Annotated in this window: 20 protein-coding genes; 5 read left to right on the top strand and 15 right to left on the bottom strand. The window is 65.9% G+C overall.

Annotated features, from left to right (window positions below):
- Positions 1 to 117: 117 nt before the first annotated feature.
- Positions 118 to 1,545: an amino acid permease gene (locus ACN9MP_RS02385; protein ID WP_426323607.1), complete on the top strand. Its 1,428-nt coding sequence runs from the start codon at positions 118 to 120 to the stop codon at positions 1,543 to 1,545.
- A gap of 239 nt (positions 1,546 to 1,784) precedes the next feature.
- Here ACN9MP_RS02385 and ACN9MP_RS02380 read toward each other — a convergent pair whose 3' ends face one another.
- From ACN9MP_RS02380 to ACN9MP_RS02370, 3 genes are all read right to left on the bottom strand, one after another.
- A complete protein-coding gene (locus tag ACN9MP_RS02380; protein WP_426323605.1) occupies positions 1,785 to 1,988 on the bottom strand; it encodes a hypothetical protein in 204 nt (67 codons plus the stop codon).
- Positions 1,989 to 2,022: 34 nt separating this feature from the next.
- Positions 2,023 to 2,466, bottom strand: coding sequence for a hypothetical protein (locus tag ACN9MP_RS02375; protein WP_426323603.1), 444 nt, complete (start codon positions 2,464 to 2,466; stop codon positions 2,023 to 2,025).
- Between the two features lie 1,029 nt (positions 2,467 to 3,495).
- Positions 3,496 to 3,975: a hypothetical protein gene (locus ACN9MP_RS02370; protein ID WP_426323602.1), complete on the bottom strand. Its 480-nt coding sequence runs from the start codon at positions 3,973 to 3,975 to the stop codon at positions 3,496 to 3,498.
- A 946-nt stretch (positions 3,976 to 4,921) separates the two neighbouring features.
- Between ACN9MP_RS02370 and ACN9MP_RS02365 the strand changes: the two genes are divergently transcribed.
- Entirely contained in the window at positions 4,922 to 6,223 is a 1,302-nt protein-coding gene (locus ACN9MP_RS02365; protein ID WP_426323600.1) for a hypothetical protein, read from the top strand.
- Positions 6,224 to 6,548: 325 nt separating this feature from the next.
- Here ACN9MP_RS02365 and ACN9MP_RS02360 read toward each other — a convergent pair whose 3' ends face one another.
- From ACN9MP_RS02360 to ACN9MP_RS02345, 4 genes are read right to left on the bottom strand one after another with little or no spacing between them, the layout of a single operon-like run.
- Positions 6,549 to 7,298 (bottom strand): type 1 glutamine amidotransferase, encoded by a 750-nt coding sequence (locus ACN9MP_RS02360; RefSeq protein WP_426323598.1) that lies wholly within the window; start codon positions 7,296 to 7,298, stop codon positions 6,549 to 6,551.
- A gap of 2 nt (positions 7,299 to 7,300) precedes the next feature.
- Positions 7,301 to 8,044: an amino acid ABC transporter ATP-binding protein gene (locus tag ACN9MP_RS02355; protein WP_426323596.1), complete on the bottom strand. Its 744-nt coding sequence runs from the start codon at positions 8,042 to 8,044 to the stop codon at positions 7,301 to 7,303.
- A 3-nt stretch (positions 8,045 to 8,047) separates the two neighbouring features.
- Positions 8,048 to 9,157 carry an amino acid ABC transporter permease gene (locus ACN9MP_RS02350; protein ID WP_426323594.1) on the bottom strand — a complete coding sequence of 370 codons (1,110 nt, stop codon included), beginning with the start codon at positions 9,155 to 9,157 and terminating at the stop codon, positions 8,048 to 8,050.
- Positions 9,154 to 10,038: an ABC transporter substrate-binding protein gene (locus ACN9MP_RS02345; protein ID WP_426323592.1), complete on the bottom strand. Its 885-nt coding sequence runs from the start codon at positions 10,036 to 10,038 to the stop codon at positions 9,154 to 9,156. The genes ACN9MP_RS02350 and ACN9MP_RS02345 overlap by 4 nt, the downstream gene beginning before the upstream one ends.
- 436 nt (positions 10,039 to 10,474) lie before the next feature.
- Here ACN9MP_RS02345 and idi point away from each other — a divergent pair, with 436 nt between their 5' ends.
- Entirely contained in the window at positions 10,475 to 11,023 is a 549-nt protein-coding gene (idi, locus tag ACN9MP_RS02340) for an isopentenyl-diphosphate Delta-isomerase (RefSeq protein ID WP_426323590.1), read from the top strand.
- Positions 11,024 to 11,242: 219 nt separating this feature from the next.
- On the top strand, positions 11,243 to 11,638 hold the full coding sequence (locus ACN9MP_RS02335; protein ID WP_426323589.1) for an NUDIX domain-containing protein: 396 nt from the start codon (positions 11,243 to 11,245) through the stop codon (positions 11,636 to 11,638).
- A gap of 62 nt (positions 11,639 to 11,700) precedes the next feature.
- Here ACN9MP_RS02335 and ACN9MP_RS02330 read toward each other — a convergent pair whose 3' ends face one another.
- The 3 genes from ACN9MP_RS02330 to ACN9MP_RS02320 all read right to left on the bottom strand — a co-directional run bounded on the left by ACN9MP_RS02330 (position 11,701) and on the right by ACN9MP_RS02320 (position 15,162).
- The gene (locus ACN9MP_RS02330; RefSeq protein WP_426323587.1) at positions 11,701 to 11,880 is read right to left on the bottom strand and encodes a hypothetical protein; all 180 of its coding nucleotides are present in this window, start codon (positions 11,878 to 11,880) and stop codon (positions 11,701 to 11,703) included.
- Between the two features lie 185 nt (positions 11,881 to 12,065).
- Positions 12,066 to 14,435 carry a DUF7507 domain-containing protein gene (locus ACN9MP_RS02325; protein WP_426323585.1) on the bottom strand — a complete coding sequence of 790 codons (2,370 nt, stop codon included), beginning with the start codon at positions 14,433 to 14,435 and terminating at the stop codon, positions 12,066 to 12,068.
- Between the two features lie 328 nt (positions 14,436 to 14,763).
- Complete coding sequence (locus ACN9MP_RS02320) at positions 14,764 to 15,162, bottom strand: hypothetical protein (protein ID WP_426323583.1); 399 nt, start codon at positions 15,160 to 15,162, stop codon at positions 14,764 to 14,766.
- Positions 15,163 to 15,744: 582 nt separating this feature from the next.
- Between ACN9MP_RS02320 and ACN9MP_RS02315 the strand changes: the two genes are divergently transcribed.
- Positions 15,745 to 17,892 carry an acyltransferase family protein gene (locus tag ACN9MP_RS02315; RefSeq protein WP_426323581.1) on the top strand — a complete coding sequence of 716 codons (2,148 nt, stop codon included), beginning with the start codon at positions 15,745 to 15,747 and terminating at the stop codon, positions 17,890 to 17,892.
- Between the two features lie 291 nt (positions 17,893 to 18,183).
- Here ACN9MP_RS02315 and ACN9MP_RS02310 read toward each other — a convergent pair whose 3' ends face one another.
- The 5 genes from ACN9MP_RS02310 to ACN9MP_RS02290 all read right to left on the bottom strand — a co-directional run bounded on the left by ACN9MP_RS02310 (position 18,184) and on the right by ACN9MP_RS02290 (position 23,919).
- Positions 18,184 to 19,197, bottom strand: a complete 1,014-nt coding sequence (locus ACN9MP_RS02310; protein ID WP_426323579.1) for a LacI family DNA-binding transcriptional regulator — start codon at positions 19,195 to 19,197, stop codon at positions 18,184 to 18,186.
- A gap of 2 nt (positions 19,198 to 19,199) precedes the next feature.
- Entirely contained in the window at positions 19,200 to 20,108 is a 909-nt protein-coding gene (locus ACN9MP_RS02305; protein ID WP_426323578.1) for a carbohydrate ABC transporter permease, read from the bottom strand.
- A complete protein-coding gene (locus tag ACN9MP_RS02300) occupies positions 20,105 to 20,986 on the bottom strand; it encodes a carbohydrate ABC transporter permease (RefSeq protein WP_426326165.1) in 882 nt (293 codons plus the stop codon). The genes ACN9MP_RS02305 and ACN9MP_RS02300 overlap by 4 nt, the downstream gene beginning before the upstream one ends.
- 77 nt (positions 20,987 to 21,063) lie before the next feature.
- Entirely contained in the window at positions 21,064 to 22,395 is a 1,332-nt protein-coding gene (locus ACN9MP_RS02295) for an ABC transporter substrate-binding protein (RefSeq protein WP_426323576.1), read from the bottom strand.
- A gap of 48 nt (positions 22,396 to 22,443) precedes the next feature.
- Positions 22,444 to 23,919, bottom strand: coding sequence for a family 43 glycosylhydrolase (locus tag ACN9MP_RS02290; protein ID WP_426323575.1), 1,476 nt, complete (start codon positions 23,917 to 23,919; stop codon positions 22,444 to 22,446).
- Positions 23,920 to 24,057 lie beyond the last annotated feature (138 nt).

Below are 24,057 nucleotides of genomic sequence, written 5' to 3'. Positions count from 1 at the left end.
TGAGGTGCCGCACACAGCTCGACATCGAGGAGGCACCACATGACCCCGAAAGACCCAAACGCCCCGGCTTCGACGACTCGTCGGCCATCTGGAGGATCCACGACGGAGGATTCGGCCGTGAGACGCGGCTCCCCGGATGCACCCGCTCCAGTGAAGCTTCGCTCCCGCCACGTCACGATGATCACTCTCGGTGGAATCATCGGGGCGAGCTTGTTCGTGGGCTCTGCCAACATCATCAGGTCCACCGGGCCGGCAGCGATCGTGTCGTATCTCATCGGCGGCCTGTTCGTGTTCCTGGCGATGAGGATGCTGGGTGAAATGGCGGCCGCGAGGCCGACAGTGGGCTCGTTCATGGAGTACGCCCGTGTTGGTCTCGGGAACTGGGCTGCGTACCTGGTCGGCTGGTTGTACTGGTACTTCTGGGTGGGCGTGATCGCCTACGAGGCGGTCGTCGGCGGCGGGATGATCGCCGCCTGGTTCCCTGCCATCCCAGACTGGGCGGGCTCTCTCTTCCTCCTGGCGGTGTTTGTCGCGACCAACCTCATCTCGGTTCGCACCTTCGGCGAAACCGAGTTCTGGCTCGCCAGCATCAAGGTCATCGCCATCGTGGTCTTCCTCGTTGTCGGCGTGCTTTTCGTGCTCGGTCTCTGGCCAAGCGCCGAGTTCTCGGTGCACAACCTCTGGGCGCACGGTGGCTTCGCACCGAACGGCACCGGCGTCGTTCTCTCGAGCGTCGCGCTCGTGCTGTTCTCCTACTTCGGCACTGAGATCGCGGTGATGGCGGCAGCTGAATCAGAGAATCCCGCCAAGGGCATCCGCCAAGCTTCGGGCACGGTCATCTGGCGCGTGCTGCTCTTCTACGTCGGCGCCATCTTCGTGATCGTGACTGCTGTCCCCTGGAACCAGCTGCCCGACCCCGCCGTCATCGCCCCCTTCAGCTATGTGTTCTCGCTGTTCGGCGTTCCCGGCGCCGAAGTGATCATGAGCATCGTGATCTTCACGGCGGTGATCTCGGTTCTGAACTCAGGCACCTACTCGGCCTCCCGCATGTTCGCCGCGCTCTCCGAACAGCACCTCGCACCTGCCATCGCAGCCAAGCGAACACGAAACGGCGTCCCGGTCTTCGCCGTTTTCGCATCGACGGTGGGGGGCCTCATCGCGACGCTCGTGAACTTCATCGCTCCCAGTTCGGGTATCTACGATTTCATTATGAACTCCACCGGCCTGGTGGCTTTGTTCGTGTACGTCTTCATCGCCGTCACGCAATGGCGAACGCGCCTGAAGATGAGCGAGGAGGAGCGAGCCGGTCTCAAGTTGAAGGTCTGGTTCTTTCCATGGCTCAACGTCGTCGTTGTCCTAGGCGCACTCGGCATCGTCGGGATCATGATGACGACGGAGAGCGGTCGAACGCAGGTCTGGACGAGCCTGATCGCGACCGCGGCGCTTGTTCTGTTCTGGCCGTTGGTGCGGAAGAAGATTGCGCTCAAGCAGCGAGAAGAGGCTGAAATGCACGCGCCGGATCCGAGCACCGATCCCCGCCAGTAGTACGCCCTCACCTTGCAACCTCATCCTCGGCGCCCACACTGGCTTGTTCGATGATGGCCGCGTCGGAACACGCCACGTCGGCGTGTTCCGACGTGGTGGCTAGCGAGAGTGGGACGGCAACTGGCGAGTCCGAAGCTGCGCGTCCCGGGTTCTTATGCACGTGTCAGTTGGGGAAGGTCGTCTATCCGGCACAGTATCGCGACGAGGTCCCTATGGCGGTGCGAAGTTGGTTGCGCCGACTATGAGAACACCATGAAGCTGTACGCGATGGCACAGACTCCTATCACCGCGCCGACGATGAGCAGCCAAGCCGTGACCTTCAGCAGCAGGAGCAGCCGACCCAAGTCGGTCAGGTGGGGCCAGCGTTGATCCAGCTTGCGAAGCTCTCGGCGCGTCAGCGGCCGCGGGTCGAGGCCGCCGGGGGTGTTCAGGTTCTGGGTCAAGGGGAGGATCCTCGATGCGTGCGGAAGTTGGCGTTCATGAACACGTGAACCAGAAGACCTGCGGATCTGAGCCATAACCTCCAGTCATCGTGTGCAGCTCGATCCGGCACTTGGGATCCGCGGTGGCGGCATCTGGCAGCCAGAAGCCGAGGTTTCCAGTGATACTGGCGTTGGGTTCGAGTTCGGTCGGATGGAACTCGGCGGGCATTCTCGTGAGAAAGCGGCCCACTTCGCGATGCGAGACGTCCCAGCCCCCCGCGTGGAGAATCACCTCGAACTGCCCGGGTGTTGCGGCCTCGTCGCTGAGGTTGACGAATGTGATCGGCAGGAGCGCCCACCCGTAGTCTTCCGGCAGTGGGGCGGGGGCTACGTTTGCCGCCAATATCTCATCCCTCTGCGCCCACGCCACGGCACCGAGCTCGATCTTCCATCGACCCGCGAGCGCGGGCGCGCCGATCGGGAGTGACTGCAAGCGCACGACGCCGGAATCCGCGCCACGCGTGGCCGCAGGCGCTGGAGCATCAATCGCGCCGGCGGCAGATCCCGCGGCGCACGCCGGCAAGCTCGGGGCCGCGAGAAGCAACAAGGCTGCCGCGGTGAGAGGACGGGCGTGGAGCAGGGCCCGTCGGCGATGTCGCCGCTCGCCGGTGCTGCGCCTCCCCCGGGCCCGAGCGGAGCCGGGCTCGCGGTCCCAGCTGGTCACCGACTCCGCGTCGATCTCGAATCGCATGGAGATGCCGGCCGTTGTCCTGATCGGCGGGCTTGTCACCACGCCCTTGGTAGGTACCACCGTCCTCCTATCGGCCGGGCGCAATTGTGCATTTTGGAGGACGTGACGGCACCAATGGGTTGGATACATGCCCACCTAGCCTCGGAGCGTTGCATCACACTGTCGAGCGCGTGTCGACGTTCTCCGCGGCTCGAATTCGCCCTGCCCCGATTAGACCACCCCACTGTCGCAACCGGCACTTTGTCCAGAGTTTCTGCCCCAGAATCCACCCCGAATATCACCCGATAGGGGCAATTCTCGCGGTGTGGTCTCATTTGGGCACATGCACGTGGGTTCAGGCTGCTGAGGAGGGGTGGGCCGCCTGAAGCGGTGAGCGCTCACCGCAGAAGATCTGGGAGGAGCCAGACGGCTATCGCCGGGCCCGCGAACGCAGCAGTGCCACGACTGCGAACGCGACAACGCCGATACCCGCCCACAACGTCCGGCCGGTGCAGCCGGTGGGGACTTCGTTTGCCTGAGGCGTCAGGGGGCGGGGTGCGATTGCACTAGGAGGGGGTGCAGGCGCAGTCCCGGTGGGTCGCGCACGCGTAGGTAGGCGTCGACAGGACACCTCGCGTGGTGTGCCGGCGCGTGAGCTTGTCGACCGGAGTCGGCGCACCGCCGGATCCGGCACTAGGTGAGGGTCAGATGGAGCGATCGTGAGCCCCTGCAACGGCCCGCCCCGGACAATGCGAGGTATGCGCTAAGTGCTCGCCGACCAGACTCAGGCCCCGTCAGTCACGCGCCGACCATCGACCCGGTCCCCTTTGGCAGCATCGCGTTGAGCGCGGCCTCCAGTCGTATTGCTCGGGCTCTGGTGCACATCGTCGCCGGGAGAGACTGAGATCTCGCGAAGCCGCGATATTCAGCGTCCAATTGGTACAGGAGAAACCAGTCGGCCGACACTCCGCCGGTCCAGGCACCGGCATACGTGAGCGCGACGAAGGTTTCCAGATCGTCCAGCACGACATGATGTGTTCGCAAGTGACCGCGGACGCACAACACCCGATGGTCGATCCACGCACGCACGCGAAATGCGAGCGCTCCGATGGTCAGTGAAGTCAAGAGCACGACGAGCACCCAAAGTTGATGGTCAGCCACATATGCCGGCAGAAGAACGATCGTGACCAGAAGGAACTGCAGCCATGATGCCCACCGCTGTGCATTGCCGATCGCACGCAGGTCGCGCGCGAGTGAACGACGCATGTCAAATCTCACGAGCGACCCTTCCCGCGCCAAACGGCATACCAGTTTGCGAATGCTAGCCATGCCATGGCTTCTGGCAGGCAATCCCTTGACGTTCTCATCTGCGTGGGTCAGAGCCCGCCTCCGCCGCCGTCACCCGCCATCGGCCCGATTCTCTGCTCCCTACCGAGCCGAGCGACGCCATACGGGGTATGCAGCAGGAAACGCGGGCCTCCTGCATAGTCGGGGGCATTTTCATCCCGCACATCACCCGAACCCGACAACGCCGTCGAGGCTCGAGGCGTCAGTTCCAGGAAGAGGGGGCACCCGAACCATGAACCCAGCGGTTGGGTGCCCCCGGCGGGTCGGCCCTGGGGAGGAATCACGGACCCGCACTAGAAGAGTTGGATGCCAGCCTCCCCCCGGATTGTGGCACCCAACTCGCGAACGCCTCTCGGCGTTCTCGGCGTTGGGGTGTCGCCGTACTTCGATTGGACCACGCGCGGACGCGAAGCCAGCGCCGACGACCGGTTCTCGCGCCCAAATTCACCCGCCCTCCACCCGATGCTGAGGCGGCGCAGTGGCGCGGACCTGTCGGCCTAAGCACGATCGCCGGCGCGGTCGGGCCTGAAGCGACCGCCACCAGTGAACTGCGCAGACGGCGCACCTGAAGCGGTCACCAGCTCGCCGAGCACGGAGAACGCGACCTCCCGATATGACAGGTGTGCAACCGCTGAACGCGTTGCCCGACGACCGTGTCGCTGCTGTCTGCCCCAGCCAGCAAGGTCGATATCGCACCCGGAGCGTGTTCGTGGTCGCCGGGCTGCTCGAAGGAAAAAGCGGCCAGGCGGATTGGATTGGGAACACCAGGTCACGGGTTTGCGAACAAATGCACCGATCTGTGCACCGTGAATATTGCAGAAGTGATGTAGTCGAGCCACGCATTTCTCGAGGAATTGCGCAAGGAAGGGACTACACCATGACCGAGCAGAACGACTTCGACTCGACTACCTCCTCGGCAGGTGAGGTCGAGGTAGCCAACGAGACACGTGGCCTCCCCCGGCGTACGGTACTGGCTGGCGCGGCTTGGGCGGTTCCAGCGATCATCGTCGCCACGGCAGCCCCGGCTGCTGCGGCCTCACTAACTCCCACTCTCACATTCACGAATGGCCCGTTCGCCACCGACGCCTGCAGCCTGATCACGCCCACGCTGCAGGCCACCACCGACGGCACCACGCCCGCTGTTGGCGAACTGATCACCGTCACGCCCCCCGAGGGGTTCACCTGGTCCGACGGTTCCACCAGCAGTCGCACCTTCACAACCGACGGAAGCGGCCAAGTCACCCTCGACGGACTCCAGGCGGTCTACTACGACGACACCTTCACACTCACCGCCACCTCCACCGGCGCGACCGCCAGCACCTCGATAACCGTTGACGCGAACGGCACCGCCCACCAGTACAACGCCACCTCACTGACGTACCTGGACCACCCGTCAATCCCCACCGGGTCCGTCGCCGTCGGCGGCGGCTTCTTCCTCACCCCGACCGGAACCCTCATGCTCAACGACGGCACGGTGGTCGCCAACAACGTGGACAACGCCATCGGCGACTTCGAATCCGGGACCACCTACGTCACGTACGTGGACAGCACCGGCGCCCACCAGTACAACGCCACCTCACTGACGTACCTGGACCACCCGTCAATCCCCACCGGGTCCGTCGCCGTCGGCGGCGGCTTCTTCCTCACCCCGACCGGAACCCTCATGCTCAACGACGGCACCATCGTCGCGAACAACGTCGACAACGCCATCGGCACCTTCGAATCCGGGACCACCTACGTCACCTACGTGGACAGCACCGGCGCCCACCAGTACAACGCCACCTCACTGACGTACCTGGACCACCCGTCAATCCCCACCGGGTCCGTCGCCGTCGGCGGCGGCTTCTTCCTCACCCCGACGGGAACCCTCATGCTCAACGACGGCACGGTGGTCGCGAACAACGTCGACAACGCCATCGGCACCTTCGAATCCGGGACCACCTACGTCACCTACGTGGACAGCACCGGCGCCCACCAGTACAACGCCACCTCACTGACGTACCTGGACCACCCGTCAATCCCCACCGGGTCCGTCGCCGTCGGCGGCGGCTTCTTCCTCACCCCGACCGGAACTCTCATGCTCAACAACGGCACCATCGTCGCCAACAACGTCGACACCGCGATCGGCGACTTCGAATCCGGCTTCACCTACGTGACCTATACGACCACCGGCTGCTGACCCAACCCGACCAGGCGACCTCTGTCAACACACGTACTGACCGCCGCGAGAATACTCGCGGCGGTCAGTTCGTTGTGCAAAGGCAAAGGAATCTGCCCACCATCCGGCCCCAACAACGTTGCAGGCGCGTCATGGCTCTCCAACAAGTGAGACAGATCCGTGTCCCTCGTAGACCGTCCCACCGCCCGTGCGGGGCTGCCCACGCGTCGATGTAGCTGGTGGCGCTTACCTGTGGCCCTCGCGTCTCCGAATGGCGGTTGCCGGCACCGAGGAGGAGGTCCTCAGCAATCTCGCCGCTCCCGCGAGCCGAGCTAGTCCGGTTCCACTAAGTTCCGCACGAACTAGGAACCTCTGCGACAACACGATCGTGCTCGACGATGCCGATCCAGCGGTCGGCGACGAGCGACCACACCTCGCGAAGCTCGGCCTCGCGATCGCGCATCGGTCCGACAACCTCGTCGATGGAAAGCCCGACGGCCTCGAGGTCCTCGCTGCCGGACAGCGCCCAATCGGCCACCGTCGAGGCGAGCGCCTCGAGGTGGAACTGCACGCCCCACGCGGAGCGGCCGACGCGGAACGCCTGGTTCGCGCAGCGGTCGCTCTCGCACAGCGAGACGGATCCCTCGGGCAGTTCGTGCACCTCAAGGAAGTGCCACTGCATGGCCTCGAGCGAGGACGGAAGCCCGTCGAGGAGCGGGTCGCCGACCGAGGCATCCGTCAATCGGAGTTGGCAGAGCCCGACCTCAGCGGCAGAACGCACCGGACCGACGGTGCCGCCCGCGACGACCGCGAGCAGCTGAGCGCCGAGGCAGATGCCGAGCAGCGGCACCTCCCGGTCGAGGCTTGCACGCATGACGGCGCGCACGCCCGGCAGCCAGTCAGCCGTGTCGTCGTCCTGAGGCCCCGGAGTGCCGCCCAGCACGACGACTCCGTCATAGCCCTCCGTCGAGGACGGCACGGCGCGACCGACCTCGGGGCCGACGATGTCGACCTCGATGCCGGCGGACGACATCCGTTCGCCGACGAGCCCGATCCCGGCGTTTGCCTCGTGTTCGATGACGAGGACGCGTGCCATCTTCAGAGCCTCCCGGCTTCAATGATCTTGTGCAGGAATGCCTGCGTGCGATCCTCGGCGGGGGCCGAGAATATCTGCTCGGGCGGCCCCTGCTCGAGCACGACGCCCTCGTGCAGGAACGCGACCGAATCGGCCACCTCCCGGGCGAACGACATCTCGTGCGTCGCCATCAGGATCGTAAGGCCGTCGCGCGCGAGGTCGCGAACGATGTTCAGTACCTCCGCAACGAGCTCAGGGTCGAGCGCCGAGGTTATCTCGTCGAGCAGCAGCACCTCGGGGTTCATCGCGAGCGCGCGAACGATCGCGACGCGCTGCTGCTGACCGCCCGAGAGCTGATCGGGGAAGGCGTCGCGCTTGTGGCCGAGCCCGACCCGCTCGAGCAGCGCGTGCGCCTGCCGCTCGGCCTCAGCGTGCGGCAGGCCGAGCACTCGGATCGGGGCGAGCGTGACATTCTCGAGCACACTCATGTGCGGGAACAGGTTGTAGCTCTGGAACACGATCCCCACCCGCCGGCGGAGCGCGTTGAGGTCGACGCCCTCGCCCGAGACGACTTCGCCATCGAGGCGGACGTCGCCAGTCGAGATCGTCTCGAGGCCGTTGACGCAGCGCAGCAGCGTCGACTTGCCGCAGCCCGACGCTCCGATCAGGCAAATCACCTGGTGGCGCTCGACAACGAGGCTGATGCCCCGCAGGACGCGGTGTTCGCCGTACGACTTCTCGATGGCGTTCAGTTCGAGGAAGGCCACGGCTCAGCCCTTCGCCCGCAGTTTTCGGGCGTCACGCTCGATGAGCCGGTCGACGAACCGCGTCTGCGGAATGGTGATGATGATGAACAGGATGGCGACGAGAGTGACCGATGACAGATTGAAGTAGTTGCTCGCGTAGATCTTGGCCTGGGTGAACGCGTCGACCGTACCGATGATCGTCACGAGAGCCGTGTCCTTCTGGAGCCCGATGAAATCATTGAGGAGCGGCGGCATGACCCGGCGCACCGCCTGCGGAACGACCACGAAACGCATCGTCTTGCCGTAGCTCAGGCCGAGCGACCGGGACGCCGCAACCTGCGACCAGTGCACGCCCTCGATGCCCGAGCGGTACACCTCGGCGACATACGCGCCGTAGGTGAGGGAAAGCGCGAGCACTGCGGCCCACAGTGGGCTCAGATTGCTGAAGAACGGAACCTGCGCGAGCGGCAGACCGAAGCCGACGAGGTAGATGACGATGATGGACGGGATCGCGCGGAACACGTCAACGTAGACGGTCGCGAGCCAGCGGATCGGTCGGCCCGCCGTGCCCGGCACAAGCCGGGCGAGCGCGATGAGAAGACCCCAGACGAGCACCAAGATCTCGGCGAGCACCGCTATCTGGATGTTCTGCCAGAACCCGACGGCGACGTCACCAAGGCTCTGCCACATGAACTCGGCGCCGAAGAAGGTTGTTTGCACGGCGTGATCATTCGCGAGGAGGAACAGTGCGAAGAACGCCGCGAAGAGCACCGGGAGGCAGGTGCCCATCGCGAGCCACGCGGCGTGGGTCGCCCGATGCCGGGCGGCGCGGCCGGTGACGGTGTCGCCGTCGGCGAATGCGCGCCGGCTCACGGCCCGTTCGCGCATGCCACGGACGAGGGGTACGAAGGACCAGATCGCGACGCTGACGACGCCGAGCATCGCCCCGCCGAGCGCCCATTGCCACGGGCCAGGGATCGCGACGGCGAAGGTGAGCCAGGCGGCCCATCCTGCGATCGCCGTCGTGAGCAGGCTCAGCAGGCCTGCCGCGAAGAGCACCGCCTTGGAGCGGTCAGCGTCGGCGGGTCCGGGGAGGCGGCTCGGCGGCGCGAGAGGTGCGGTCGCGCTCGTCATCCAGCGTTCCAGACGGGGATGGTGGCGGGATCGACGCCGTAGGCGTCGGTGAGGTAGACGGCGCTCAGCCGGGCGAGAGTGCCGTCGGCCTCGAGGTCGGCGAGGATCTTGTTGATGATCGCGGTGTTCGGCGAGTTCTTCGGCAGCATGACGCCGTAGTCCTCATCGGTCTCGATCTGCGCGACGACCTTCAGCTTGCCGTTCGACTGCGCGGCGGCACCGAGCACGATGCTGAGGTCCTGGATGCCGGCGTCGATATTGCCCGCGGCGACGGCGGCCTGCATCTCGGCGTCGCCGGGGAACACCGCGGGCGCCTGCGCGGGGGAAATGACGTCGTCGACGAGGATCTGGCCGACGGTACCCTGCTTGACGCCGAGCTTTGCGTCGGCGAGGCCCGACTCCTGGAGTTCCGAGTCGGCGGGCGCAAGCACGCCCGCGGTCGACTGGAAATACGGGTCGGAGAAGTCCATGACCTCGCGACGCTCGTTGGTGATCGTGATCTGATTGAGCGAGAGGTCCATGTCGCCCGCCTTGCCGGCGACCAGCCCGTCGAACGAAGACATGACAAGGCGCACGTCGTCGATGCCAGCGCGGTGCGCGATGTTTACGAGCAGGCAGAAGTCGAAGCCGCTGCGGATGTCGTCGACCGTGTCGCCGTTGTACCAGCCGGGGCTCGGCAGATCGGCCTTCATGAGGAGCACGCCCGCTTCCAGCGTGTCGAGAGTGTAATCGCCCTTCTCGCCGGTGACCTCGCAGTCCCCGTACGAAGCGGGCAGGCCATCGGCGCGGGCGGTGCCTCGCGCGGGCGCCGCGCAGCCGGCAAGCAGCAGTAGGGCGGACGCCGCGAGCGCGGTCGCGGTGAGGGCACGGAAATGCGTCATGGGAAGTCCTGTCGCCGGAGTGAAAGGAAACAGCGAGGAACCACAATCGTCTGAGGTTCGGTTGCTGGTGTTCGTGCCGATTAGACCACCCAGCGAGGGCGCGACCACCGCCTATCGCCCCGCCCGGCAGCCAAATTCACCCGCGGATAACCCCAATCGCATCTATCCCATCCGCCCTACGTAAACCCTCATACCAGAGAGCGTCGAGGCTGCCGTGGGATGAGACAGGGGGTGAACTCGGGTCCATTTCGAGCGCACTGGAGCCGGTCCGGCCGTACCCTGGCCTTCCCTTTTCACCGCACGGAGCCGTCGGCTATTGCATGGGCGAGTGAGCCGTCAAAGAGCCGATGAGACGCAGGTTCGCCCGCGTTACTCGCCGGGGGACCCGGCGTGCACGGGCGCCGGCTCCCGCATCATCCAGCGACTGGAGGCCGCTATGCCGCAGGAACTCCCTAGCGAGTCTGCTGAGGACGAGGTGGTTCTGCTCGACGAGTCGGGCACGCCGATCGGACGGGCGCCGAAGAGCGCTGCGCACGGCCCAGAGACGGCGCTGCACCTAGCCTTCTCCTGTCACGTGGTCACTCCCGGCGGCCAATTGCTCGTAACCCGTCGTGCCATTTCCAAGCGGACCTGGCCGGGGGTGTGGACCAACTCGTTCTGCGGGCACCCGAAGCCCGCTGAGCCACTGCTGCACGCTGTGCGCCGGCGCGCCGATCATGAGTTGGGGCTCGAGCTCGAGTCGATCGAGCTCGCGTTGCCGCTCTTCCGCTACCGGGCGACCGATGCCGGCGGCCTTGTTGAGAACGAGGTGTGCCCGGTCTACGTCGCAGTAGCCTCGAGCGAACCCGAGCCGAATCCATGCGAGGTCGCCGAGTACCGGTGGGTAGAGCCCCAGGCGCTTGCGACCGCCGTCGGCGCCGCGCCGTGGGCGTTTAGCCCCTGGCTAGTCCTGCAGGCCCGGGAACTGGATCTGTTCCGTGCTTGAACGGCGCAGCCCCGCGGCGGGCTGCGAGCTTCCCGGGCTGCGGGCCAAGGCCGCCCAGCGGAGAACCCCCGAAGCTGGCTCGGTGAGCGTGAGTTCGGCTCGCACAGCGTGGCTTCGGTCGCGACGGCCGGCTCTCCGCCACCATCTCGTCGAAATTTGGCCAACTCTCATCGACGCTAGAGCGCGGATCGACCGACCACCGGTTGCGTGGGAGAGAAGATGCATGAGATAGCGGTCGCCGTGATCGTGAGCCGCGGCCAGGTGCTGCTGGCGCATCGAAGCCCCGATCGCGAATGGTATCCGGATTGCTGGGCTCTGATCGGTGGACACATCGAGGCTGGCGAGTCTCCCGAAGAGACCATCACCCGCGAGTGCAGAGAGGAACTCACCATCCAGATCGCCAAGCCATGCCGCGTGGAGTTCGATTTCGCTGATTCGGCTGTGGTGTTGCACACGTTTCTCGTCGACCAATGGAGCGGCGACCCGTCAAATGCGGCACCCCACGAGCACGACGCGCTGACATGGTTCGATGCCAGCTCCCTTCTGGAGCTTCGTCTGGCGCACCCCGGGCTGGGGGTATGGCTCGCAAACCTGTTGGCGGCAGCGAGCGAGTAGAGGACGAAGGATCGGACGTCGAGGCCGGCCCCTTGGTACGAAACCAACTCAGCGCCAGCCGGTCATCGCCCCACCGCGGCCCAGAGCAGCAGGGCGACGAACGCCCAGAACGGCAAAACTGCCAGCAGGCCGAACATCATCCCCCGCAATAGTGCGGGACTGCCATCTTCCGGAGCCTCGACTCCCGTCCCCGGTGACTGCTCAGCGCAGTCGAGGCGAAGCCTCATGTCGGTGATGCGCACTGTGCCTTCCTTCCACGCCGACTTCTGACCGGCTGTCAGCGCGAAGCCCATCTAGAGTCCCGGTTCGGCCCTGCGAGTGCCTCGGAAGAAGCCCGGCGATCTCCATACGGAGGTCGATCGGATGCCGTCGTTCGGGGATGGCTCCTGCCAGATTCGTGACAAGAGCCATCCCCGAACAGGCCGTGTCAGTCGCGCGCCTGGCGGTGTCGGCGGAGCGCCAGCAGGCCCACCCCGAGCAAGAGGCCCGCCAGAAGGAGGCTCCCACCAACCGCCACACCGGTCTGCGCGAGCCCGCCGATAGGCGGCTTCGATGCAGGCGTCGGAAGAGGAACGGACGACGCCGGCACGAGCGCGTCGTCCGTGTCGGTGACCGTCTCACCCTTCGGATCCACACCCGTGACCTGCGCCGTGTTCTCGACACTGCCGGCATCCACGTCCGCCGGGGTCACCACATAGGTGGCAGTACAGACCAGCTGCGCACCCGGCGCCAGCACTGCCGGCGCCGCCGGGTCACACGTCACCGCGGACACCGAACCCGAACCCGTGAACCCGGTTTCGGAAATGGTGACATCGGTCAGCGTCGTGGTGCCCGTGTTCGTCGCCGTGAACGTGTACGTGACCGTGTCATCAGCGACCAACTCCGTCGCATCAGCATCCTTGACCAGCTCGATCGCCGACACCCCATCCGTCGGCACGAAGTTCTCGTCCGTCGGCGGCTCAGGCTCCGTCACACCCGGCGGCACGACCACCGACCCCGTCGCGACATTGGTCACCCCACCGGCATCCACATCCGCCTGGGTGATCACATACGGACCATTCGCAGCACACGTCACCGACTCACCCGGCGCCAGCACCGACGGATCACACGTCACCGTGATCCCGAACGCCGCGAGCAGGCTGTCATCTACGGCCACATCCGTGAGCGTCACCGTCCCGGTGTTCGACACCAGGAACGAATACGCCACCTCGTCACCGACATCAGTGATCCCGCTGCTGTTGACATCGGCCACCTGCGACGACTTCACCAGCGTGTACGCAGCCGCCCGGTCAGCCGGAACGAAGGCATCATCCGTGTCGGTGACCGTGTCACCCTTCGGATCCACACCCGTCACCTGCGCGGTGTTCTCGACACTGCCGGCATCCACATCGGCCTGGCTGACGACGTACGTCGCGGTGCACACCAGCTGCGCACCCGGAGCCAGCACCGCCGGCGCCGCCGGGTCACACGTCAACGCCGAGATCGAACCCGAACCCGTGAATCCGGTCTCGGAGATGGTCACATCGGTGAGGGTCGTGTTGCCCGTGTTCGTCGCTGTGAACGTGTATGTGATCGTGTCGTCAGCCACGAACTCCGTCGCATCGACGTCCTTGACCAACTCGATCGCCGGCACCCGATCCGTCGGCACGATGGTACTGCTCGGATTCGACTCGACCTCGGTTCCGCGCCGAGTGGTGCCGGTGGCGGTGGCGGTGTTCTCCACCTGGCCGGCATCCACATCCGCCTGGGTGATCACATAGGGGTCATCGGCAACACACGTCACGGACTCACCCGGTGCCAGCACCGACGGATCACACGTCACCGTGATCCCGAACCCTCCGAGCAGGCTGTCATCCACCGCCACATCCGTCAGCGTCACATTTCCGGTGTTCGACACCAGGAACGAATACGCCACCTCATCACCGACATCGGTGATCCCGTTGCCGTTGACATCGGCCACCTGCGACGACTTCAGCAGCGTCGTCAGCGGATTCTGAGGCCCCTCGACGAACCGGCTGGAGGTCGCCGTCACCGCGTTGCCCTGCGGATCCAAGCTGCTGACGAGGGCCGTGTTGTCGAGCCTTCCCGAGTCGACATCAGCCTGGGTGACCACATAGGTGGCGGTACAGCTCATGACTTCCCCCGGAGCCAGGGTCGCCGGGTCGGCAGGATTGCAGTCGCCGATCACCGGCGGAGTGCCCGTGCCGGTGAAGACGTTTTCGGAGATCTCCACTTCGGTCAGGGTCGTATTGCCGACGTTCGTCGTCGTGAACGTGTAGGTGATGGTGTCACCGACGACGAGCTGGGACTTGTCGGCTTGCTTGACCAGCCTGATCGCCGACGCCTGGTCGGTAGGCAGATAGTTCTGATCGGACTGCGGCTCGGCAGCCGGAACGCCCGGCGGCACGGTCACCGAGCCCGTCGCGACGTTCGTCACGCCACCGGCATCCACATCCGCCTGGGTGATCACGTACGGGCCATCGGCGACACACGTCACCGACTCGCCCGGCGCCAGCACCGAAGGGTCACACGTCACCGCGACTCCCACCCCGGCGAGCAGGCTGTCATCCACGGCCACATCCGTCAGCGTCACCGTCCCGGTGTTCGACACCAGGAACGAATACGCCACCTCATCACCCATATCGGTGATGCCGTTCTTGTTGACATCGGTCTCCGCGGCGCTCTTCGCCAGCGTGTACGACGCCGCTGCCGGCGGCGGGCCGCTGTCCACCTCCGCGGCCTGAGCCGGCGCGGCCCCCATCGCGGCCGAACCCGCGGCAAGGAGCACCGTCGTCACCGCCGTCGCAAGCAGAGCCCTGAGATTCCCTCGCCCATGCGCCGTCTCACGCCCGCGCATTCGATGGCGACCCCTATTGATCGACCCCCCGCTAGTGGTCATTTGCTGCCTGTTCGGCATCCGCCTCTCCATCCATAAGTAGTCCCCCCCCGACATCGCCGAAATTGACCACGCCGAATCCTGCCTATATGGGCGCCCAGGAATGAGCCAGCCAGCCGGTCGCATTTCACCCGTGAGTTCATCCGCTTCACGAGGTGCGAATTATGTAGCGCCATGCGGGCGAATGCCTTTGCCACCTCCCCCGCTCATGAGTGCGATGGTGACGTACCTACTCCCCGCCAACCACACGTGGCACGCATTCTTCGCCGGCGCCGGCCGAAATGGCGATATCGCTGAACGCGACATGCTCTTTTGCGCCGGGTTGCAATTCATATGCGGCGTCAGCAGAGGCAAGCACCCGATGGGACGTGCTTTCGATGAGGTTGACGGTCACCAAGTACCGCAACGTCCCGTCGGTGGCGTTGGAGAGATCGCCTTCAGCGGCCCATGTGCCGTTCTCGTCCGGTTCACAGACGAAGTCGGTGAGCGCTCCGATGGTGCCGCGGGGATCGTGCAGGTCACCGGTCTCACCACTCACGCGGGTGCGGGCGGCGGCATCGGATGCGGGCGTCGTCGACTCCGGCGCAGACCCGACCATGCTGCATCCCGAAATCACGAGGCTGCTCAAGCCTGCGAGCGAAGCGACCACCAATGCCTGACGTGCCCGTCGTCGAACGCGCCCCCGTCCAGCGTGGCCAGAGGCCGCGTGGGCATCCCGCGCGACAGGGTCACGTGTTGTCACGGCCAGCAACCGCGTATTGATAGGCATCCGATACTCCTGCGACCTTCGGCCCGTCCCCCGGGCGTGCGCGCTGGGTGCAACCATCCCCTGCCGGAGGGTTGCACCCAGCTGTCGAACGCCGCCGGGACGTTCTCGGCACTGGGGGCTGCCGTGTCCCGATTGGAGCACGCATATGGCCAGGCCGGGACAAAGTCCGGAGATTTCGTCATGGATTTCACCCCGCGCATCGCCCAAACTGCTGCGGCGCGGTCTCCGGCCGGCCTGGGAACGATGGACCCGATGGATGATCTTTGGCGAGACAGGAGCACTTGCGGAGGTGAACTGCGGGGTGCAATTGCCGGGAGATCGTCGCTCCGATTCGGGCCTGTGCCGCATACGATCTAGCGGCTCTATGCCAGACGGAATGAGTGACACAGCGTGCGCTTCTCGCGACAGGCGACCGCTGTCTCCTGCACAGGAAGCGACCGTATGCCTTCGCACCAGAACACTCACGTGAAGGCCGTGCGTGCTGACATTCAAGGCCTTCGAGCCCTGGCGGTACTTGCCGTGTGCGGCGATCACTTGTTCGAGTGGCCAGCGGGCGGATTCGTCGGGGTGGACATCTTCTTCGTGGTCTCGGGGTTCCTGATCACGGGGATACTCGTCCGCGAGTGGAGCAAGACCGGGCACACTTCTTTCACGGGCTTCTACCGCCGCCGGGCGCGGCGAATCCTGCCGGCTGCGCTGGTCACGGTCGGCGTGACGGTCGCGGTCTCGTTCGCGCTCTTCCCGACGTCCAAGGCGCAGAGTGTGCTGTGGGACGGCATCGCCGCGACCCTCTTCGGTGCGAACATCCGATTCTCAGCGACCGGCACAGACTATTTCGCGCAGGGCACACCCAGCCCGCTGCAGCATTTCTGGTCGTTGAGCGTCGAGGAGCAGTTCTACTTCGTCTGGCCGTGGCTCATGCTCGCGGTCCTCTATGTCGGAACGCGGGTGGCGAAAAGTTCGAGCGCGACCGCGACCCGCATCGCCGGGGCGATCATGATCGGCGGGGTGATCGCGTCATTCGTGTGGGCACTATCGGAGTCCGAGCACCACGCGACGATCGCGTACTTCTCGACCTTCACGAGGGCATGGGAGCTCGGTATCGGCGCGGCGCTGGCCATCTTCGGTTTCGTCTTCGCAAGGCTGCCGATGCCCGCCCGCATCATGATGGCGTGGGCGGGAATCGCGATCATGGTCGGGTCGATGTTCGTGATCGACTCATCGTCGACGTTCCCGGCCCCCTGGGCGTTGCTGCCGGTGGCCGGGGCTGCGATGGCGCTCGCCTCCGGTGTCGGCACCGAAGCCCGTGGGAACGTCCTCCTGACCAACCCGGTGTCCCGCTACATCGGCGACATCTCGTACTCGCTGTACCTCTGGCACTGGCCGGTCATCATCCTCGGGCTGAGCATGTTCCCCGAGGCAGGTGTTCCCTACTATCTGGGCGCCAGCATCGTCGGCATCATCCTCGCCGTCGCCTCATACGAACTGATCGAGAAGCCGCTCAACGGGTCGCCGCTGTTCTCTCGGCACCGGTCCAGGGCTGAGCGATCGCACGCTTGGTATCTGTGGCGCGAGCACCATGGGCAACGGGTCAGGATCGTGTTCCTGACCGTCTGCATGCCCGCTTGCATCGGGGTCGTCGCGCTGATCATGGTGTTCCCTCCCGGGGAGGTCTCCGCCGAGGAGATCGCAGCCGACCAGGAACTGCAGGATGCGCTGGCGGCCCAAGCGTCCGGCGACGAGAACGCGTACCAGCCGACCGACGAGATCAACCAGGGCGTGTACGAAGCGACGCTCGCGGGATCATGGCCGGCCACCCTCACCCCGTCGATCGACACCGCAGAATCCGAGGGGCAACCGCAGGAGGCTTCCCTGCCCTGTGCGCTCACCACGGAGAGAAACGACGAGTGCAGCTTCGGCGACCCCGCGGATCCCGGCATCCTCGTCTACGGAGACTCGCTCGGCATCACCCTGCTGCCCACCGTGCGCGCAGCGTACGGAGGCGACCATTACATCCGTGGGCTGACCAAATCCGCGTGCGCGGTCACCGCGCTGGACGTCGACTGGCGCGGCGAGACCAAACAAGAAGAAGACTGCATGCGGCATCGCGACGCCGTCATCGCGATCACCGCCACGATGCGCCCCGACATCGTGTTCGTCATACAGAACTATGCGTGGGCTGAACGGCTCAGTTCTGGGGCGACCGGAAAAGAAGCCGCGACGGAATGGACCGCTGCCTCCACGACGCTGTACGACGAACTCATCGCTGCCGGTGCGGGCCAGGTCGTGCTCGTCTCCCCACCGCCTGAGGGCAAGAAGATCACCGAGTGCGCCACCACCGGGGCATCCCCCGCGGCATGCATGTCTGCACCGCCCGGCTCATGGCAATGGGTCCACGACGCCGAGACTACGACCGGACTGCCGTACCTCGATGAAACAGACTGGTTCTGCGCCAACGGCCGATGCCCCATCTTCAACGGCGACATCCTGATCCGCCGGGACTGGGTACACCCCACACCCCAGTACGCCGAACTCATTGCGGCCGCCTGGCGCCAGCGCGCTGACCGAGTCATCGCTCTCGCGCAATGACAGCGGCCAGCAGTTCACCGTTCGGGGGAAACGGAAGCTGGGTGCAACCATCCCCGCCAGGAGGATTGCACCCAGCGGTCGAACGTCTCTGGACGTTCTCGGCGCTAGGCGCTGCCGTGGCCCCATTAGAGCACGCTCACCAGAGCAGCTCGGACGAACCCCCGGGTTTCGGCACGTAATTCACCCCGGGAGTCGCCCCAACCCGACGCCATGCCGCCCCGCCTGCATCAGGTGTCCGGCGCGCGAAACAGCGCCCGAACGCTCGAGCACCGGCCCGCTCGTTCCGGTCGTTCAGACGGACTGCCGCAGGACAGGTGGGCACGCCACGAGGTAGGGGCGGGCGGCATCGTGAGTCTCCGATCCGAGCAGGATGCGCACGGCTGCCGCACCGAGCTCGTAGTGCGGCAGGGCGACGGTCGAGAGCGGGGGGCGAAGGTGCGCCGCGATGACATCCTGGTTGTCGAAGCCCATGACCGCGATGTCGTCCGGGATCCGGAGTTCTCGCTCGCGGAGTCCGTCGTACAGGCCCATCGCCACTCGATCGTTGTGACAGAACACGGCTGTCGCCTGCGCCTCGATGATCTCCCCGGTGGCCGCGTAGCCGCCCTCCTGCTCAGGAGCGGCGAGGAAGACCAAGGCCGGGTCGAAAGGGAGATCGGCCGCCTCGAGCGCGGTGCGGTATCCGGCGAGCCGCCCCGTCTGGGCGGGCGAAGGCGTCGTCGTGTTGATGAACGCGATGCGGCGGTGACCGGCGGCGATCAGCTCTTCGGTCGCGAGGCGGCCGCCCTGTTCCTCATCCGGAACGACGGTCGCAAGGCCGCTGGCCGGCGCGTAGCAATCGACGAGCACGGTGTCGGTTTCCTTCAGCGCCTGGGGAACCGTGATCTCGTGGTGGTACCAGCTCGAGTAGAGAACGCCGTGCACCTGGTGCTCGAGCATCATCGCGATGGCGTCGTCCTCGGCGGCCGGGTTGCCGCCGGTGTCCGCGACGAGAAGCACATAACCGTGCCGCCACGCCTCGTCCTGCGCGCCGTGGATGATCTGTCCGGCGAACGGCGTGGTCGCGATCGCGTCCGACACGAGCCCGATGAAGCGGGAGGTTCCTTGAGAGAGCGTCTTCGCCAGCGCGTTCGGCCGGTAGCCGAGCGCGACCACGGCTTCTTGCACGCGTCGTCGGGCGTCGGTGCCGATCCGCGCGCCCGGCTTGTCGTTGACGACATGCGACACCGTGGCCACTGAGACGCCGGCCGCCTTTGCCACGTCGCGCATCGTCACCGCCGATCCGGCCCTGCCGTGCTCGGGCATCCTCACCCCTTCGTCGCTCCGCTCTCGAGTCCGTAGATCATCGCCTTGTTCAGGACCAGGAACACGAGCAGCAACGGAGTCACTGTGACGCAGACCGCCGCGAACGTGGCCGTCCAGTCGGTGTTCCCCATCGCTCCGATGTAGTTTTGCAGACCCAGCGGGATCGTCTTCAATCCGTCCGACAGTACGAAGGTGTTCGCGAAGATGAAATCGTTCCAGATGAAGATGCTGTTCACGAGCACCACGGTGACGATGGTGTTGACCGACAGCGGCAGCGTGATGCGGGCGAAGATCCGGTAGGGACCGGCACCGTCGAGGGATGCCGCCTCGTACGTCTCCCGGGGGATGTACTTGTAGAACGACGAGAACAGATAGACCGCCATGGGCAGCGAGAAGGCTGCGAGGGGGATGATCATCGACATGTGGGTGTCGAGCAGCCCGACCTGCGAGTAGTCGATGAACAGAGGCACCAGTGCGATCTGCACCGGCACGATGATGCCCAGCAGCAGCAACGCCCGCACCGAGTTTCCGAAGCGGAAGCCCAGCACCTCCAGGGCGTACGCGGCCATCATGCCCGCGATCACGATGAGTGCACTGGAGCCCAGCGTGACGATGAGGCTGTTCAGGATGTTGAGCCCGAGGTTGCCGGTTCCGAAGGCGCGGGCGTAATTGTCGAGCGTGAACGACGCCGGCAGTGCGAACGGGTTTCCCGCGGCGAAGTCAGCCGCGGTGCGGAAGCTGGTCAGGAACAGCCAGACCAGCGGGTAGACCTGGACGATGACGATCAGCACGATGGTCGCCGTCAGGAATGCTCGCTGCACGCGCAGGCGCGGTGACTGCGAGGGCCGGCGTCGGACGGGTGCCCGGGTCGCGGTGGGCGGTGCCGGCGGCGCGGGAGCGGTGAGTGTCATGAGTCGTCCCTTCGACGGAGCAGCAGATAGATGAGACCGACGGCCACGAGGCACTCCACCACGATGAACACCGAGATCGCACTGGCATACCCGTAGTCGGTGTGGACGAACGCCGTCTTGTACATGTAGGTCGTGAGCAGTTCGGATGCCTGCCCGGGCCCGCCGTTCGTCAGCAGGTAGGGGATGTCGAAGCCCCGGAGGGCGAAGGTCGTCGCCATGATCGTCGTGGTGATCCACACCGGACGGATGTACGGGAACCGGATCCGCCAGAACACCTGCCACCATGAGGCGCCGTCCAAGCGTGCCGCCTCTTCCAGCTCCTGGGGCACTGCGATGAGCGCCGCGTAGATGATGAGCATGTAGAGGCCGGTGAAGCGCCAGCCCTCCGGCACCGACACCGCCGCGAGCACGGTCTGCACGTTCGACAGCCACGCGGTCTGCAGATTCTCCAGGCCCACCCAGGCCAGGACCTGGTTCAGCAGACCGACGGGTTCCAGGGAGTAGATCCGCTGGAACAGGAAGGCGATCGCGACGGTCGAGATGATCGCCGGCAGGAGGTACATCGTCTTCACCAGCTCCCGCGCCCGGGGCAGGGCCGTCAGCAGGCCCGCGACGATCAGCGCACCGCCCAGCTGGAGGATGAGGCATATCGCCAGGTAGCCGAGGGCGTTGCCGAACGCCGTCCAGAAGACATCGTCGCGGGTGAACATCTTGACGTAGTTCTCGGCGCCGACGAACACCATGTCGGTGATGCCGTCCCATCGGAACAGGCTCAAGAACAGCGACTGGACGATCGGCAGCAGAACAGCGACGGCGTACAGGAGCAGGGGTGGGACGACGAAGACCAGGACGGACAGCGTGGATCGCCGTGGCAGCATCGAGCCCGCACGGGCGCCCGGCGGCCGCCGGGGCGGTCGCGACGATGTCGCGACCGCCCCACCGGTCAGGGTGCCGGTCATTTCCCGTTCTCCGCCAGCGCGGCGTCCATCGTGTCGATGAATTCGTCCGGGGTGGTGTCCCCCTGCACGAGAAGCGTGAGCTCCTGTTGCAGTCGCGTGTTGGTCGCCGGGTCGAGCTGGGTGTCCCACGGCATCGCGATCCGCGGGCCGACGCCGTCTGCCGGCTCGATCGCCTGGGAATACAGGGGCGTCGCGGTGTCCGGGATGGTGGTCGCCGCAGTCGTCGTCGGAGACAGGGCGCCCGTCGCCGCGTACACGTCGGGGTAGCGCTCGAGCGCGAACGCGAGGAAATCGCGCACCAGCGGATCGTACGTCTTGGCATTCACCGCCATGCCGATGCCAGAGGGCGTCACGTACTCGTGGTCGTCCGTGACGGCGCCGTCGATGGTGGGGAGGGTGAAGAAATCGACGCTGTCGCGCACGCCGGCGTCGAGGGCCTCAGTCGCGAGGTTGCTCAACTCCCAGGTGCCGATGTTGTACACGGCCGCCTTGCCGGAGGTGAACAGCGCCTGGGCGTCGGCATAACCGGTCGACGAGAAGCCCTCCTGGAAGCAGCCGGCCTGGCCGAGCGAGGAGAGCCATTCCGCGGCGGCCCGTCCGGCAGGATCGCCGAACGACGCGTCGCCGTTCTTCAGCTTCTGGACGTACTCGGGCCCCGCCAGGCGGAACGGGTAGTACGCCATGTAGCGCTCCAGGGGCCACTGGTCCTGCCCGTCGAGGGCTATCGGGGTGATGCCGTTCGCGCGGAGCGCCTTGCACATCGCGGGGAAGTCGTCGAGCGTCGCGGGGACGGCCACTCCCGCCTGCTCGAGCAGCGCGGAGTTGTACCAGAAGTACTCGAGCTGGAATTCGAACGGCACCATGTACAGCGATCCGTCGTCGAACCGCTGGTAGTTCAGCGCCGCCTCACGGTAGTCGTCGGCGAGCCCGAGATCGTCCAGGAGGGCGTCGACGTCCACCATCCGACCCTGGTCGGCGAGCTTCTGCGCGAAGGGAGTCGCATCGGTGTCGAAGAGTTCCGGGAGCTTGTTCGCCGCCGCGAGCGTCTCGTACTTCTGGATGTACGAGGGACGGTCGGGTGTCGTGATGAGGTTCAGCGCGAAGCCCGGGTGGTCCTCCGCATACTCGTCGGCGATCTGCTCCATCGCCGTGATCACACCCCCGTCCGCCGGCCGCGACAGCAGCCAGGAGATCTCGCGAGGCACAACCTCGCCATCCGGATCGACGTCGGTGGGGCTGGCGGCGGTTGTTCCGGAGCAGCTGGTGAGGATGAGTGCGGTAGCGGCCGCGATGGCGACGATCCCGCCCGTGCGCTTGATGGTGGTCATGTCGGAATCTCCTTTGATCGGTACTGCGAGAGATGGTGCGGGTGTGGGTCAGGTCGTTGTCGAAAGAAGGGCACTCCCGGGCAGTTGCTCGTCCGCCGGCTCTTCCAGGCGGGAGTACACCGAGAACTCGGTGAGCGTGGCGCTGCCCTCGCCCACGAACGCGCCCAGCCGGCCGGACTGCCGGTCGTAGAGGCGGGTGCTGAGCACGATCCCGTCATCGAGCACCGCCACGCACAGGTCACCGTCGACGATCACGTCGAGCACGTGCTGGCCGGCTTCGATCCGGCACGGTCGTTCCAGCTCGATGGAGAACGGGACGTCACCCGAGATCTGCCACTGCTCGGCCCCGGTCTGCCGGCGCGGCCACCGGTCGAAGACGAGTCGATGACGGTCCGGCTCCACACGGAGCGCATAGCCTTCGTCACCGTCGGCGCTGGCCCGCAGCAGCACCCCGAACTCCGTCGTCCCGTCGGCGATGTCGAAGTGGGCTTTCAGGCGGAACGCCGATGGGGCGTCGACGGCGGTCAGCGCGTCGACATAACCTTCGGGCGCAGCGAGCACGGTGCCCGCGGGGAGCTCCTGCTCGAGTTCGGAATACGCGCTCCGCAACTCGGACGTGTGACGGAACGCCAGGGTGCCATCGGCTCGCTGCTCGGCCTCGAGCACCGACATGGTCCCCGCCCACTGCCAGGCGCCGTCGTCGACATTTCCTTCCCGCGAGGCGATCCATCCGAAGAAGAAGCGTCGGTCGCCGCGGGCCGCGGACTTCGCGGCGTAATAGGCACGTCCGTCGAGCGTGTCGTGCTCCGGGACGAGCCAGGGACCGTGCAGGCTGCGCGCCATCCGATAACGGGTGGTGAAGGCGTCGCTGAACTCGGAGTAGACGAGGTACCACCAGTCGCCCCACTGGAACACCTCCGGACATTCGTGCGCGACGTATCGCTTCGGGTTCCAGAAAGGCTCCGCCGGCTCCCAGACCGAGAGGTCTCGAGACGTGCACTGCGCGATCACCCCGCGCCTCCGTGAGGGGCCGGAGTCATGACGAGCCGTGATCAACATGCGCCACAGGTGCGCATCTTCGTCCCAGAACACGAACGGGTCTCGCCAATCACCGGTCTCGTAGCCTGCGGTCGCACCGATGGCGTCGCCGGGATGCCGCTGCCAGGACTGCATGCGATCCCTGCTGGTCGCGTGCATCACCACCTGCAGCGGTCGTCCGTCATCGCCGGAGATGTCGGGGTTCTGGCCGGTGTAGAAGATATGGTGCGTGCCGTCCTCGGTGAGCACGATGCTCCCGGTGTAGACGTTGAAGTCTGTCTCTTCACGCCCACCCGACGCGAGCGCCTCCCCCGCCTCTCGGAAGTGGGTCAGGTCGTCGGTCACCACCCGGTGCCACGGCATCCCATCCTTCGGGGTGCGCCGCGACTCATAAAGGTAGAAGAGGTGGAACGTCCCGTCCTCCTGCCAGGGGATGACATCCCCGACCCACGCGCCTTCCGGCTGAAAGAACCCTCGCTGGCTCATCGTCACCTACTTTGGTTAATCGGTTACGCAGAGCATATCCATGCAATCAAGCCTTGGTCAAGCGGTTAATCACGCCGACTTACCGGCGCGACGACGAAGCGCCCCCGCTCGATCACGGGGGCGCTCGTCGCTCCACGG

The organism is Microbacterium sp. E-13 (assembly GCF_049912955.1).
GTDB lineage: Bacteria > Actinomycetota > Actinomycetes > Actinomycetales > Microbacteriaceae > Microbacterium.
The sequence above is the reverse complement of the archived record's forward strand: the minus strand, read 5'-3'. Positions and strand labels throughout refer to the sequence as shown.